General features: G+C 36.6%; 7 protein-coding genes. 6 read left to right on the forward strand and 1 reads right to left on the reverse strand.

Annotation, left to right across the window (positions count from 1 at the left end):
• Positions 1 to 275: 275 nt before the first annotated feature.
• On the forward strand, positions 276 to 5,972 hold the full coding sequence (locus B2741_RS01845) for a GEVED domain-containing protein (RefSeq protein WP_291134889.1): 5,697 nt from the start codon (positions 276 to 278) through the stop codon (positions 5,970 to 5,972).
• Positions 5,973 to 6,219: 247 nt separating this feature from the next.
• On the forward strand, positions 6,220 to 11,325 hold the full coding sequence (locus tag B2741_RS01850; protein WP_291134891.1) for a GEVED domain-containing protein: 5,106 nt from the start codon (positions 6,220 to 6,222) through the stop codon (positions 11,323 to 11,325).
• On the opposite strand, the gene B2741_RS01855 is transcribed toward B2741_RS01850, so the two are convergent.
• A complete protein-coding gene (locus B2741_RS01855) occupies positions 11,326 to 11,652 on the reverse strand; it encodes a hypothetical protein (protein ID WP_291134893.1) in 327 nt (108 codons plus the stop codon). It abuts the gene before it with no gap.
• Between the two features lie 28 nt (positions 11,653 to 11,680).
• On the opposite strand from B2741_RS01855, the gene B2741_RS01860 reads away from it, so the two are divergent.
• The 4 genes from B2741_RS01860 to B2741_RS01875 form a co-directional block, all read left to right on the forward strand.
• Positions 11,681 to 11,860 (forward strand): DUF5522 domain-containing protein, encoded by a 180-nt coding sequence (locus B2741_RS01860; RefSeq protein WP_111567629.1) that lies wholly within the window; start codon positions 11,681 to 11,683, stop codon positions 11,858 to 11,860.
• Between the two features lie 131 nt (positions 11,861 to 11,991).
• On the forward strand, positions 11,992 to 13,968 hold the full coding sequence (locus B2741_RS01865; protein ID WP_291134896.1) for a urocanate hydratase: 1,977 nt from the start codon (positions 11,992 to 11,994) through the stop codon (positions 13,966 to 13,968).
• A gap of 66 nt (positions 13,969 to 14,034) precedes the next feature.
• The gene (locus B2741_RS01870) at positions 14,035 to 14,547 is read left to right on the forward strand and encodes a DUF4136 domain-containing protein (RefSeq protein ID WP_291134898.1); all 513 of its coding nucleotides are present in this window, start codon (positions 14,035 to 14,037) and stop codon (positions 14,545 to 14,547) included.
• A gap of 128 nt (positions 14,548 to 14,675) precedes the next feature.
• A partial coding sequence (locus tag B2741_RS01875; protein ID WP_414655293.1) for a hypothetical protein occupies positions 14,676 to 16,259 on the forward strand: 1,584 nt, incomplete at its 3' end.

Below are 16,259 nucleotides of genomic sequence, written 5' to 3' on the forward strand. Positions count from 1 at the left end.
TAAATTAACATATAATCGATAAAAGTTTTGCCATCTAAAAATTTAACATACTTTTGCGCTTTAAACAGTTATTTCAAGAAAAAGGTACAGTTATTCCAAAAAAAGATACAGTTATACTTTTTTTTAAACTAATTATTTATATATTTACATTAACAAGTCTTTAGATTTGTTGTGAGGAAGAAAAGCTAAAAAGTTTACTTACAGGTTTATTTTTAAGCATACTTGCAAAACATAAGCTTCCCCAAGCCAATTGTTTTAATTAAATTTTAATTTTTATGCAAAAAAATTACTTAACAAAAATGGTGAAGTCAATGATTAACCCACTTACGTCGACTTCAAAAAACTGGAAAAACAGCACAACCACTTGGTTAGTTGCTTTATTTATGCTTTGTGGGATTTCAAATGTCTTTGGACAAAGAAGTGATTGCGACAGTAATGCAGGCGGTCAACTAACAGTCAACTCAACTTGTACATTTCAAACATGGGATTCTAATAACAATACTGATTATTGGAATAGTGCAGCTGGTTGTAATGCTGCTGATCGTGATGATGCTTGGGGTTGGTTTGACGCAACAAGTACATCGACTACAATCACTTATTCACCAGATTCTGAAGATGCTGTGCTAACCCTTTTTCAGGGAGCTTGCTCAGCTACAATGGCTTCTGTTGCATGTGCTGATGCATTTGGTGCTGGAGGAGATGAAACCATAACATTTGCGACAACCATTGGACAAAGATACAGAGTTAGAATTCAAAGATACAACAGTGATGGAAACATGACTGGTGATATTTGTGTTTATTCACCAGTTCCACCACCAGCTAATGATGTTTGTTCTGGCGCCATTACCCTTACTTCAAACACCACTTGTACTACAACAACCGGTTCAACAACCGGAGCAACAGACAACAACGAAACCGGAGATTGTACTACTGGAACAGAAAATGCTGTTTGGTATGAATTCCAAGCTGTAACTTCAAGCCATGTTGTAACCGTTGACGGAATTGCAGGTTTTGATGCCGTAGTAAAAGTAATTAGTGCTTGCGGATCTGCTACTACACCAACTGGCGGAGCATGTGTTGACGTTACAGGAGATAACGGTATTGAAACTTTAACCCTAACAGGTTTAACCATAGGGGCTTTTTATAAAATTCAAATTCATGATTTTAATGGTGATTTAACCGCAAACGGTTTTACTGTATGCGTTACTCACACTTCACCTCCAACAATAACTAGTTTAGGTGCTGCAAGTGGTTGTGTTGGCTCATCATTAGTAATAAATGGAACTAATTTAACAGGTGCAACTGCCGTTACTATTGGCGGTACAGCAGCAACCATTACAGGAAATACAGCAACAACAGTAACTGTTACAGTTGGAGCAGGAACAACAGGAACCGTACAAGTTACAACACCAGGAGGTTCTGCAACATCAGCAGCTACTTTTACAGTTAATCCATTACCAGCTGCTATTGGCGGTGGAGCAGCAACAGTTTGTACCGGAGCAACAACTCCAGCCTTTACAAATGCTACAGGAGGAGGAACATGGTCTATTATAAATGGAACAGGGTCTGCTACCATTTCTGGGGGTGGCATTGTAACTGGCGTTACCACTGGTACCGCAACAGTAGTATACACTCTACCTACTGGCTGTTCAATATCAACACCTATAACAGTAATTACAACTCCAACCATTTCAGCTAACCCTGCAAATGCAACAACAAATATAGGTGGCACAGCTAACTTTAGTGTTACCGCTTTAAATGGCCCAACATCATACACATGGCAAGTGAGTACTGATGGTGGTGGCTCATGGAGTACTGTAGTTAATGGTGGGGTTTACAGTGGTGCTACTACTGCAACTTTAACCATTACAGGAGCTACATTAGCCATGAATGGTTATCTATATCAAGCCTCTGCAACTAATGCTTGTGGCACATCTACATACTCAACTTCTGCTTCTTTAACAGTTAGTAATTTAGTTTTAGTTAGTGGTAGTGGAGTTAACAACGTAACCTGTGGTGATAACAGTATTTTAAGAGACCACAACAATTTAGCTAATTACGGAAACAATAGAGATGACTGGTCAGTTTTAAATGTAACATCTACAGCTGTAGTATCTCTAAATGGTACTTATGACACTCAATCTGGTTCAGATGGAATTATTTTATATGATGGAGTTGGAATAGGCGGAATACAATTAGCAGTTTATACTGGTGCCGGAACAATAAATTATACTGGTAATCCAGGGCAAACAATAACGATAAGATTTATATCAAATGGCTTTACTGTAAGACCAGGTTTTGATTTAAACATAACTTACAGTGGAAACTGTAACATTCCTTGTGTAGCGCCAACAGCTTTACCAACAGCATTATCTTTATCTGCAACAGGTACTGTAATTTCAGGTTCGTTTACACATGCGGTTCCACAGCCTGATAATTACTTAGTTGTGATTAGCACAAATCCAGTAGCTCCAACACCTGCAAATGGAACAACTTATACAATTGGAGCAACTGTAGGAGCAGGTTACACTGTAATTGCAAATGGTTCAGGAAATACTTTCTCTGCAACTGGCTTAGCAAACTCAACTACATATTACATATATGTTTTCTCTTTCAATAGATTATGTATTGGAGGTCCATTATATTTAGGAAATCTAAATGGCAACGTTACTACAACAGCTAGCGACCCTTACTGTATCCCAACATCTAATGTTAGTACAAGATATATTGAAAACATATTTACAGTTGGGGCAATTACCAACCTAAACAATATGGGAACAGGTAGAGCTCCGAGTGGCTATGCCGATTATACTGCATCAACACCAGTTACTCAGGTACCAGGAGGTGGTGTAGCAATTGATTATTTATTGAGAGTTTCAAGACAATACATAGAAATGTGGGTAGACTGGAATAACGACGGAACATTTGCCGATCCAGGTGAAATGGTTTACAATTCGGGTGCTGTTCAAACAATTGAAGGTACAGGAGGATTTGTAGTACCAATCGCTCAACCATTAGGAACGTATAGAATCAGAATTAGAACAAGAGAAGATTCTGACATAATTGCTCCTTGTGGCAATTACACAACAGGTGAAACTGAAGATTACAGATTAGTCGTTGTTGCGGATTGTGTTGCAAAACCAGTTGCCTTATATGATGGTGATAGATGTGACAACGGAACTGTTGTTTTAGGAGTAGAAGGAACTCCAGGTGTAACTGAATTTAGATTTTACGATTCATTATATGGAGGAACTTTAATTGGAACTCAAGCGGCTGTGCCAGGAATTACAAACTGGACTACACCTTTCTTAACTACTACTACAAAATATTATGTTACTGCTTTTAACGGAAGCTGTGAATCATGGTATAGAGAAGAGATTATAGCAAAAGTTAATCCAACTGCAAATATTGTAGTTACCCCTTCAGTTCCAAATGTTTGTGGAGAAAATAATGTCGTTCAAATTGATGCTGGAGGTGACGTAGTTATTGATTATTTAGTTAATGAAGATTTTGGAGATGGAACAACAGGCTTAGGAACAATGGTACGATTTAACGTAGTAGGTCAAGCAGATGCTAACACACAATGGACAAGTAGAACAAGTCCTTATGTTCCAGTTGGAACTGTATGGAAGCCAGCAATTACTTCAAGAGCTATCGGTGACGGTTTTGCTTTAGCAAACTCAGATTTTACAGCACCTAATCCTAAAGATACACAGTTAAGAACTGCTGTATTAGACGCTTCAGCATACAGTGATTTAACTTTAAGTTTTAGACATCATTTCTCATATTATCCAGGGGAACCTGTACAATTTGGATATGTTGATGTTTCAACTGATAGCGGAGCAACTTGGCCAACAACTTTAGCAACCTATACTTCAAATCAAGGTTTCGCAGGACAGTTTACTAATGTTAGTGTTGACTTAACTGCTTTTGCAGGGCAACCTAACTTAATGGTTCGTTTTAGATATTATTTAGCTGGAGGTTCTGCTTGGGCTAACGGATGGGCTATTGATGATGTACAAGTATTTGGAACAAGACCATTAAACACAACGTTTACATGGACTGGTGGAACTGTTGCTGCTTTTATTGATCCTGCATGTACTATACCTTATGTAGCGCAATCTGTAACAACGGTATATGTTAGACCAACAGCACTACAATTAGCCTCACCTTCATGGTCGTTTACAGCTAATGCCACTTTAGGTAATGGATGTCCAATTTCAGAATTTATTACAATTACAAATAGTACTAAACTTTGGAAAGGTGGCACAAGTGCAGATTGGTATAATGCTAACAACTGGGAACCTACAGGTGTACCAGATGCAAATACCTGTGTATATATTTATGACGGACCAAATGATTCATATATTAATACAAGCGCAAGTGACGCGTACGCAAGAATTGTTACTGTAAGGCCAAATGGTTTACTACAGATTGAAGCAGACAATACATTAACAGTAACAGACGAAGTAACTGTAGATGCGAGTGGTACATTCAATGTTGAGAACTCAGGAAGCTTAATTCAAGTAAACAATGTGGCTAACGTGGGTAATATCTCAATGAAACGAAATGTTAATGTTAGAAAACTAGACTATGTTTATTGGTCTTCACCTGTAGCTAACTTCCAATTAAGCGCAGTATCTCCAGGAACATCAGCTGGATATAGATTCAAATGGGTTCCAACAATTGGAGCTAATATTAATGGTTGGGGTAACTGGACAGCAGCAAACGAAGCAATGGTAGCCGGAAAAGGATATATTGTAAGAGGTCCTAATTCTTATACCACAGTCCTTCAAAACTTTACAGCAAACTTTGTAGGTGTCCCTAATAATGGAAATATCAACATGCCAATAAGTAGAGGCGTTTATGATGGTGTTAATTATGCAACAGGAGTTTCTACAACTCTAGCAACTAGAGATGATGACAACTGGAATTTAATTGGTAATCCATATCCTTCAGCTATAAATGCTAATCTATTCTTAGCTGCTAATACCAATATTGCAGGATTTATTAAGTTTTGGACACATGGTACTTTGCCTTCAGCCGCTACTGTTGATCCATTTTACAACAATTATGCTCAAAACTATACTGTTGGAGATTATATTACCTACAATGCAACTGGAGCTAATCCAGCCATTGGAAATGGAAATATTGCAGCTGGTCAAGGATTCTTCGTATTAATGAATCATAGTTCTGCCGCTGCAACAGAAAATGTAGTTTTCAATAATAGCATGAGAAGAAATGATTACAGAAACGATATTTTCCATAGAAACGCTAATGTAACCGATGCAGGTAATGATGAAAAACACAGAATATGGTTAAATTTAATTACACCTTCTGCCACTTCAAGTACGACTTTAGTTGGTTACGTAGCTGGCGCAACTAATGAAATAGACCGTATGTACGACGCACCTGCTTTGGATGTAAAAGCGAGTTTTGAACTATATTCCTTCTCAAACACAGACAAATTAAATATTCAAGGAAAAGCTTTGCCGTTTAATAATGATGATTTAATCCCATTAGGTATTAAAATTTCACAAAATGGAATACATACTTTAGGAATTTCAACAGTTGATGGTTTATTTACAGACGCTTCTCAAAGTATTTATTTAGAAGACAAAACATTAGGTATAACACACGATTTGCGTGTTGCACCATATAGTTTTACAGCAACCGTAGGTAATTACGAAAATCGTTTTGTATTGAAATTTAATAATGAGACTTTAGGAAATGAAGACTTTATTGCAAATGCAGTAACTGTTTACACAAATGAAAGTATCAATGTAAACACAAATAACCAGACTATTCAATCGGTTCGTGTACACGATTTATTAGGAAGAGTTTTAGGAACATTTAACAATGTAAATGCAACTACATTCACTAGTAAAAACATTGCAAAAACACAAAGTGCATTATTAGTAGAAGTAACTTTAGAAAATGGTTCTACCAAAACTTACAAAGTGATTTTCTAATAAAATCTTAACTATTTTAAAAAGGCTAACGTAACTGTTAGCCTTTTTTTGTTTTACCAAATCCGCAACCAATACAACTTAAAAAAATGAAAAGTGTTTTTTTTAACGACAAACCACATGAAAGTTATCAACAAAATAACTTTTTCTTAACAAATGTTGCATTTTGAACTTGTATAATTCACAAAAAAAAGTATTTTTGTGCTAAAATCAACACAATCAACTATAAACTACAATTTATTCACTTAAAATGAAAACTAATTCTTACCCCTTGAAAAACTTTTTGTTTTTTCTGTTTTTTATTTTTACAAGTATAACATTTGGACAGACAACAGACACTTATACAGCTTCAGGCTCATGGACAGTTCCAGCAGGAGTAACTTCTGTTACTGTACAAATATGGGGTGCTGGAGGTGGAGGTGGCGGATCTAACACTAATGGATCTGGTGGTTCTGGAGGTGGATCTGGCGCATATGTTTCTAAAACAATGACAGTAACTCCATTAACAAACTATACCTTTACAATAGGAACTGGTGGAGGTGGTGGAGCCGCAGGCTCTGCAACTGGAGGTAATGGAGGAAACTCAACAATAAACTTTGGCGGATTAATGACTGCTGGCGGAGGTAATGGTGGCGCAAGAAATGCAGGCGCCGTTGGTACCGGAGGTACTGCAAGTGGTGGCTCAACAAATACAAACGGAAACCCCGGAATAGCTGGTGGTGCATCAGGAGGAAATGGAGGAAGTGCTCCAAACGGGGGAACTGGTGGTACAGGAAGTACAAATGCAGCTGGTAACCCCGGAAATACCCCAGGAGCCGGTGGTGGTGGTGGTGAACGTGGAGGAGGTAATCAACCTGGAGGAAGTGGAGCACGAGGAGAAATTCGCTTTACTTATACTTTACCTGGCCTAGCTAACGACAATTGCAATACTGCAACTTCGCTTACAATTAACACAAGCTGTAGCTATTCAACTTATACTACTGTAGGAGCAACTGCTTCTACAACACCTTCTACTCCACCTGTACCAGGCTGCGGCAGTTACTCTGGTGGTGATGTTTGGTTTAGTTTTGTAGTACCCGCAAATGGAGAGGTTACTGTTGATACACAAACTGGAGGAATGTCAGATAGTGGTATGGCTTGGTACACCGGAACTTGCGGAGCTTTGACCTTATTAGAATGTGATGATGATGATAGTGCTAACGGGTTAATGTCTAGCATAACAAGAACTGGTTTAACACCAGGAGCAACAATTTATGTTAGGGTTTGGGAATATGGAAATGACAATCAAGGCACTTTTGGAATATGTGTTACCTCTCCTGGTCCATGTACAACTCCTGGCTCACAAGCTTCAGGATTTACAGCTGGGACCATTACTTCTGATTCATTTCCTGCAACTTTTTCAGGAACAGCAGATAGTTACTTAGTCATTCGTTCTACTTCAGCTACTCCTCCATCTGCTCCAGTAAATGGTGTAGTTTATACAGGTGCTAACATAGGAACATTAGGAGCTGGGCTTACTTTAGTTCAAAACGGAGCTTCAACTACCATTCTCGGAACTGGATTAAATGGTAATACCCGTTACTACTATTATATTTATGCTTACAACAATAGTGGATGTTCTGGAGGTCCTTTGTATAATGCCTCTAGTCCTTTAACAGGTAATGCGGTAACATGTCCAGCATCGCCGTCTCCTGTAACAACTTCAAGCACCTTGACTAGCATTAACTTCTCTTGGCCTTCTTCATTAGGAGGTGGTATTAATGCCGTTACTTATCAGTTACAAGTCACTACAGATGCAGGATACACAGCTAATATTGCAGGTTCTCCATTTACGATTAATGACCCTACAACTACACAAAACATTGTAGGTTTAGCTTCAAACACTACTTACTATTATAGAATCAGAGCTAATAATGGCTGTTGGAGTGCTTACACAACTGGAACTGCTACAACAGGCTATTGTGCTTTTACTTCCTCAACCAACACTTATTGGATAAGTAATTTTTCTACTACTGGTGGTAGTACAAATATTAACAGGAATTCAACTTATTCAGCTGGAGGTTATGCTAATTATTCAGGCACAGACATTGTTACACAAATATTAGGACAATCTTTCAATTTTTCAACTACAATGAGTTCTGGAACACATGGAATCAATATTTATGTAGATTGGAATAACGATTTAGATTTTAATGATGCTGGAGAATTAGTATATGCAAGTGGAGGTTATGTTGCATCAACAACAGGAACTATCACAATCCCTGGTAGCACAACAATAGGCAATCACAGAATGCGTGTTGTTGCCAATTATTTTGATACTAATCCTTTAGCTTGTGGATCTTATTCTTATACTGAAGCAGAAGATTACACTATAAATGTAGTAGCACCTGCTCCTTGTGCGGGAACACCAAATGCAGGAACAGCTACAGCTACTCCTAATACTGGATGGCCAGGATCTAACTACTCAGTTACAGCTACTGGTTATTCAATTGCTTCAAATTTAACTTTTCAATGGCAATCTAGCACTGATGCTGGCGCTACATGGAGTAATGTTGGTGCACCAACGAGTTCTTACGCAGACTATACAGCTACAGCTCCTGCAAGCGGTGTTGTTTTATGGCGCTTAGTTGTAACTTGTACAAATAGTAGTCAATCTGCTAATTCAACGAATGCAACGTTTACAACCATTGCAGTTAGTGATGTGGAAACAGGTTGTCCAAATGTAGTTTCAGGAGGCTTAGGATTAAATGGAGCCGATCCTGCAGCTATTAACTGTACCGCAGCTTCAACTTGTGTTGATCTTGAGGCAACTTATTTAGATTTAGGAAATACTACAAGTTATATTGTTGAACCAATTATTTACAATCCTCCATACAGCTTTAGCGGACTTGCAAATCCTGTTAGTGTAAATACTGATGATGTTTGGTCACCGATTGTTACACTTCCTTTTGATTTTTGCTTTTTTGGAAACACTTACAATCAATGTGTAATTGGTTCTAATGGAATATTAAGTTTTAATACTAGTTTGGCTGGAGCCTCAAGTGGATATAGTTTCAATAACAACATTCCAATTAGTGGCGATACTGTATTAAGAGAAAATTCAATTTTCGGAGTATTACACGATATAAACCCTGGAGTTGGAGGAGAAGTAGGTTGGGAATTAATTAATTTACCAACAGGATGTAGAGCATTAGTAGCTTCATGGTCAAATGTACCTATGTTTGACGAAAATGCAATTCTATATACAGGAATGATGGTTTTATATGAAAATTCAAATATAATTGAAGTTTATATACAAGAAAAAAACATTGACAATTTTGGAGCTGGAACATGGAATAATGGAAATGCTATTGTTGGTATCCAAAATGCTACTGGAACACTAGCTACAGTAGCACCAGGAAGAAATGGACTTGACACAAATTGGTCTGCTTCAGGTGAAGCTTGGCGTTTTGTACCAGATGGTGCATCAATAGCTACTTTGGCATGGCATGAAGGCTCAGGTACAAGTGGTCCTATCGTTGGAACTAATCCTACTTTGAGTGTATGTCCTACTTCAACCACAACTTATACTGCTGAAATCACTTATACTTTATGTGATGGAAGAACTATCGTAGAAACAGATGAAACAACAGTAACAGTCAATGGAGCAAAAGTTTGGGATGGCTCTGTAAGTACAAATTGGAACGTAGCTAACAACTGGACACCTTCTGGTGTTCCAACTGCTTCAGATTGCGTTGTAATTGCTGATACAGCAAACGACCCAATTATTTCAGGTACAAACTTTAATGCTTTAGGTTTAAACTTAACTGTTGAAAACAATGCAACTTTAACTGTTACTCCTGATAATTATTTAACAATAACAGATTGGGTTAACATCAATGCTACAGGAGATTTAGTATTACAAAATAGTGCTAGTTTGATTCAAATTAATAATGATGCAAATCAAGGAACTATGCACATGACTAGAACCGCAAACATCCGTAAATTAGATTATGTTTACTGGTCTTCTCCAGTTACTAATTTTAATTTAAACAATGTTTCTACAGGAACTACAGGTAGTAAATATAAATGGACACCAACAATTCCAACAAACACAAACGGCTTTGGAAATTGGGCAGGAGCAAATGAAATTATGGTATTAGGAAAAGGATACATTGTTAGAGGACCTGATAGTTTTACCACTACTATAGCACCATTTAATGCTGTGTTTACGGGAACACCAAATAATGGAACTATTACTACACCAATTTTAAGAGGTACTTGGAATGGTGGAAATTATGCAACAGGTGTTTCTACAACACAAGGAACCAACCATGATGACAACTGGAATTTAGTTGGTAATCCATACCCTTCAGCAATAGATGCAATTGATTTCTTAACGCTAAATACTAACATTGATGGTTTTATAAATGTTTGGACTCATGGCACTTTACCATCTTCTGCCATAGCAGATCCGTTTTATAATAATTATTCTTATAATTACACTCCTGGAGATTATATAACATATAATAGCTCAGGTGCATCATCTGGTCCTGGCACATTTGGAGGTCATATTGGTGCTGGTCAAGGATTCTTTGTATTAATGAATCATTCTTCTGCATCTACTTCTGAAAATGTTACTTTTAACAATTCTATGAGAAGCAGTACAAACGATAACACTCAATTCTTTAGAACATCTAATGATAATGGCAGAATTTGGTTAGACTTAATTGCAACAAATGGTTCAAATGTTAGAAATTTAGTTGCTTATGCAGATGGCGCAACGAACAATAGAGATCGTATGTTTGATGCAATTACTGATGAAAAATTAAATTTAAATCTATATTCAGCTATTGGAGACGAGTTTATGAAAATTCAAGGTAGAACTTTACCATTTGACCAAGAAGACCTAGTTCCTATGGGAATAAAAGTTCCTCAAAATGGCAATTACACTATCGGAATTGCCGCTGTTGATGGTTTCTTTACAGATACAAATCAAAATATCTATTTGGAAGATAAAGTAACAAATATCATCCATGATTTAAGACAAAATCCATATAGTTTTACAGCTGAAGCTGGTAATTATCCAACTCGCTTTTTACTGAGATACACAAACGAAACTTTAGGTGGAGACGATTTAGTAACAGATGAAGCAAATTTATGGGTTATCAGTTCAGACGTTTTATCAGTAAAATCAACTAAAAACGAAATTCAATCTGTCCGTGTTTTTGATGTTTTAGGAAGACAATTAGCATACTATCCAAATATTGAAGGTTATGAAGTACCTTTAAACACGATTCAAAAAAACAATGCAGGTTTAGTAATTCAAGTTACATTATCAAATGGAACTGTTATCAGCAAAAAAGCTATTTACTAATTAAAATTGTTTTAAAAAATTCCAAAAAGGCCTCTTCTTTAAATAGTCGAGGTTTTTTTCATTTGTATAGGCTTCCCGTTCGAAAGAAATATTGTAATAAGCTTCTCTCCTATTTTTATATTGAATCAATCGAACTAAAAACTCGATTACATACCATAAAAAAAAGAATACAATCAAAAGTTCTAATTGCTGTTTAATATGAATTCTCTCATGATTCAATAATATCGCATGCGATTTATCTTTTTTATCAGATAAAAACACAAATGGAAAAAAGGTAAACCCCCTAAACCCTTTCGGAATTAAATATTTAAAAACTATTACAATCATTTCATGCAAAGTTGCTAAATTTGTCGATATGAATAACGATTTAAATCCGAATAATTTAAAAGAAGGTGAAGATTTCTACTATACACCCGAAGGATACAAGTGTTTCACAGAAAAATACCATCTAAAAAGAGGCTATTGTTGTAAAAGTGGGTGCAGACATTGCCCTTATGGTTTTGACAAAAAAACCGGAACTACTAAGAAAAAGTAAAATGGACATACATTTATTCAAATACCGAATCAAAATTCACAAGTCTTATCATAGGTCTGACATTCGTTATCCCTAGTTTTCTAAATTACGACTTTAGAAAAAAATAATACAAACGAATTAACACAACAAAAATGACATTTCAAGAACAAATACTACAAGGCATTCCATCGGTTTTACCAAATCCTAAACCGTATGAAACCGAAATAAATCACGCTCCTAAAAGAAAAGAAATTCTTTCTGATGAAGAAAAAAAATTAGCGTTAAAAAATGCACTTCGCTATTTTGATGCGAAACATCATGCTGAATTAATTCCAGAATTTAAAGCAGAATTAGAAACTTACGGAAGAATTTACATGTATCGTTTGCGTCCAGATTACAAAATGTATGCTCGACCAATTTCAGAATATCCTGGAAAATGCGAACAAGCCAAAGCAATTATGTTAATGATCCAAAACAACTTGGATTATGCTGTGGCACAACATCCTCATGAATTAATTACCTATGGTGGAAATGGAGCAGTTTTCTCCAATTGGGCTCAGTATTTATTGACGATGAAATATTTGGCAGAAATGACCGAAGAGCAAACGTTAGCCATGTATTCTGGTCATCCAATGGGATTATTCCCTTCTCATAAAGACGCTCCAAGGGTTGTTGTTACTAATGGAATGGTGATTCCAAATTATTCCAAACCAGACGATTGGGAAAAAATGAATGCTTTAGGCGTTTCGCAATACGGACAAATGACAGCTGGGAGTTATATGTACATTGGTCCACAAGGAATTGTACATGGAACAACAATCACCGTTTTAAACGGATTTAGAAAAATAAAAAAATCACCAAAAGGCGGATTATTCGTTACTTCTGGATTAGGCGGAATGTCTGGAGCTCAGCCAAAAGCAGGAAATATAGCAGGATGCGTTACGGTTTGTGCCGAAGTAAATCCGAAAATCACACATATTCGTCATTCACAAGGTTGGATTAACGAAATTGTTGAAGATATTACATTGCTTGTTGCAAGAGTTCGAAAAGCATTAGAAAATCAAGAAGTAGTTTCGATTGCTTACCTAGGAAATATAGTCGATGTTTGGGAACGATTTGATCAAGAAAATCTACATATCGATTTAGGTTCTGATCAAACTTCTTTGCATAATCCTTGGGCTGGTGGCTACTATCCTACTGGTTATTCTTTTGAAGAATCGAATGAGATGATGGCTAATAATCCTGAGAAATTCAAAGAAGAAGTTCAAAAAACCTTACGTCGTCATGCGGCAGCCATAAACAAGCACACTGCAAAAGGAACCTATTTCTTCGATTATGGAAATGCCTTTTTGTTAGAAGCTTCTCGTGCTGGAGCAGATATTATGGCAGAAAATCATATCGATTTTAAATATCCAAGTTACGTTCAGGATATTATGGGTCCAATGTGTTTCGATTATGGTTTTGGACCATTCCGTTGGGTTTGTGCTTCAGGAAATCCAGAAGATTTAGCTAAAACCGATAAAATTGCTTGTGACGTTTTAGAAGAAATGATGAAAAATTCGCCAGAAGAAATCCAACAACAAATGGCCGATAACATCCAATGGATTAAAGGCGCGCAGGAAAACAAATTAGTTGTGGGTTCTCAAGCTCGTATTTTATATGCTGATGCAGAAGGAAGAATCAAAATTGCAGAAGCTTTCAATCAAGCTATTGCACGTGGTGAAATTGGTTATGTAATTTTAGGAAGAGATCATCACGACGTTTCAGGTACAGATTCTCCATATAGAGAAACTTCAAATATTTATGATGGCTCTCGTTTTACAGCCGATATGGCCATTCAAAACGTTATTGGTGATAGTTTCCGTGGAGCTACTTGGGTTTCTATTCATAACGGAGGTGGAGTTGGCTGGGGCGAAGTAATTAACGGAGGTTTTGGTATGGTTCTTGATGGAAGTAAAGAAGCATCAAGACGCTTAGAGTCAATGCTTTTCTGGGATGTCAACAACGGAATTTCAAGAAGAAGTTGGGCAAGAAATGAAGGAGCCATTTTTGCAATAAAAAGAGCCATGGAGACGCAACCTTTATTGAAAATTACCATCCCTAATATAGTAGATGAATCATTGTTATAGTTTCAGCTTTAAAGTTCCTTGTTAAGCTTTACAACCTGAAACATGAAACTTTAAACAAATAAAATTATGAAAACATTAAAATTACTTTCGATTCTTTTTATAGTAACGCTTGCTTCTTGTAGTTCAGTAAGAGTGAACGCTGATTATGATAAAAAAGCAACTTTTACCAACTACAAAACATATGCTTATTTAAAAAGCGGAATTGATAAAGCCGAAATTTCAGATTTAGATAAAAAGAGAATTTTATATTCTATTGATGAAGTTATGGCAACAAAAGGTTTCAGTAAATCTGAAAATCCTGATGTTTTGATTAGTATTTTTACCAAAGAAAGAGAACGTGTAGATATTTATCAAAACTATGGTTTTGGTTGGGGTTGGAATCCATGGTGGGGCATGGGTTATTCAAATGTAACTACAACTCCTGAAGGAACACTTTTTATTGATGTTATTGATGCTAAAACAAAAGAATTAGTTTGGCAAGGCGAAGGAAGTGGTTACTTAACAAAAAACACAGACAAAAAAGATGCTCGCATTAAAGAGTTTGTCTCAAAAATACTGGAGCAGTATCCACCAAAATAATAAATAATACTAGTAAAGGCGTAAAATAAAATTTACGCCTTTTTTTATAATATTAATGCTTTAATAATATTAGTCGTTAGTTGTTTTTGTAACTTTGCACCCGCTTTTCAAATGAAGCTTTTTGTAGCATGAATTTTTTTAAGGTTTTAACTTTATCCATAAGTTTGTTTTTGTTTTCAAATCAAAGTTTTTCACAATGCTTTGAAATAGAAAGTATTTTAGTAGATGCGTGTGACAATACTACAGATGAAGCATACAATGAGATGTTTCGAATGAGAATTGGAGGAGCACCAGTAAACACAAGCACTTTAAGTATTAACTGGCCAGCTCAAACTTGGTTAGGATTGGTTCAAAATGCTACTACTGCTAGTAAAGTAGCTCAATTAAATGCTGACATACTTGCCGCTGGAGGATGTGGTCAAATTTTAGAGCCAACTGGAGGAGTTCTTCCAGCAAACTCAACTGTTATTGTAGTTACAAGCCCAAATTTAGATACTACTTTGAATTCTTTTGGAGCTTTGCCTTCTACGATTTATATGATATTTCAAAATACCCCAGCAGCTCCAAACGCAGGCCATTTTGGAAATTATAATGCAACCCCAGCCACTCGAACTTTAGCCGTTACCTTTGGCGGAGGGTGTTCTGATTCTGTAACGTATCAAAGAGCCAACTTAGTAAATATATTTGGTGCTGTTGGAGGTTCAGTATCCGATTTAAATGGTTCTACTGTAAATTTTACCCCTTCTGGAACAGCTTCTTATGTTAATAATGGATGTACTGCCCCTATTCCTCCATTCACAGTTGAAGCCGGAACTACACCAATTGCTGTATGTCCCGGACAAATTATCAATTTAACAGGAACTGCTCAAGGACAAACAAGCGTTACTTGGACAGCAGCTTCAGGTAGTTTTTCAAACCCAAATAATTTAGCCACTTCTTATACTGTACCTTTGAGCGCAACTAGTGGTAGTTCTATAACCTTAACTTTATCAGCAACTAATTCTTGTTTAACTACAATTACTGACAACATCATAATTAATGTAGGCGGACCTAGTCTTACATTAGCTTCTGGTTCAAATACACAAAATATTTGTTCTGGTAGCTCAATTACTCCTATTCAATATACTTTTGGTGGTGGGGCAACAAGTGTTAACGTAACTGGATTACCAACGGGTGTTACTGCTACAACTTTTGGAAATACGATAACTATTAGTGGAACGCCATCTGCCTCTTTTTCATATTCAATAAACACTGTAGGCGGTTGTGGAACGGTTACTTTAAATGGAAATGTTTCTCTTTCATCTAATGCTATTTTAGTTCTTGATTCGGCAAACAGCTCCCAAAATATTTGTTCTGGTAGCTCAATTACCCCTATTCAATATACTTTTGGTGGTGGCGCAACAAGTGTTACTGTAACAGGATTACCAACAGGTGTTACTGCTACAACTTCTGGAAATACGGTAACTATTAGTGGAACGCCATCTGTCCCTTTTTCATATTCAATAAACACTGTAGGCGGTTGTGGAACGGTTACTTTAAATGGAAATATTACTCTTTCATCTAATGCTACTTTAGTTCTTGATTCGGCAAACAACTCCCAAAATATTTGTTCTGGCAACTCAATTACTCCTATTCAATATACTTTTGGTGGTGGGGCAACAAGTGTTACTGTAACAGGATTACCAACAGGTGTTACTGCTACAACTTCTGGA

Source organism: Flavobacterium sp. UBA7663, assembly GCF_002483315.1.
Lineage (GTDB): Bacteria > Bacteroidota > Bacteroidia > Flavobacteriales > Flavobacteriaceae > Flavobacterium.

Bases quoted from the DNA above. Each gene is read 5' to 3' on its own strand.
- B2741_RS01845 (WP_291134889.1), top strand. From the start codon at position 276: ATGCAAAAAAATTACTTAACAAAAATGGTGAAGTCAATGATTAACCCA.
- B2741_RS01850 (WP_291134891.1), top strand. From the start codon at position 6,220: ATGAAAACTAATTCTTACCCCTTGAAAAACTTTTTGTTTTTTCTGTTT.
- B2741_RS01855 (WP_291134893.1), bottom strand. From the start codon at position 11,652: ATGATTGTAATAGTTTTTAAATATTTAATTCCGAAAGGGTTTAGGGGG.
- B2741_RS01860 (WP_111567629.1), top strand. From the start codon at position 11,681: ATGAATAACGATTTAAATCCGAATAATTTAAAAGAAGGTGAAGATTTC.
- B2741_RS01865 (WP_291134896.1), top strand. From the start codon at position 11,992: ATGACATTTCAAGAACAAATACTACAAGGCATTCCATCGGTTTTACCA.
- B2741_RS01870 (WP_291134898.1), top strand. From the start codon at position 14,035: ATGAAAACATTAAAATTACTTTCGATTCTTTTTATAGTAACGCTTGCT.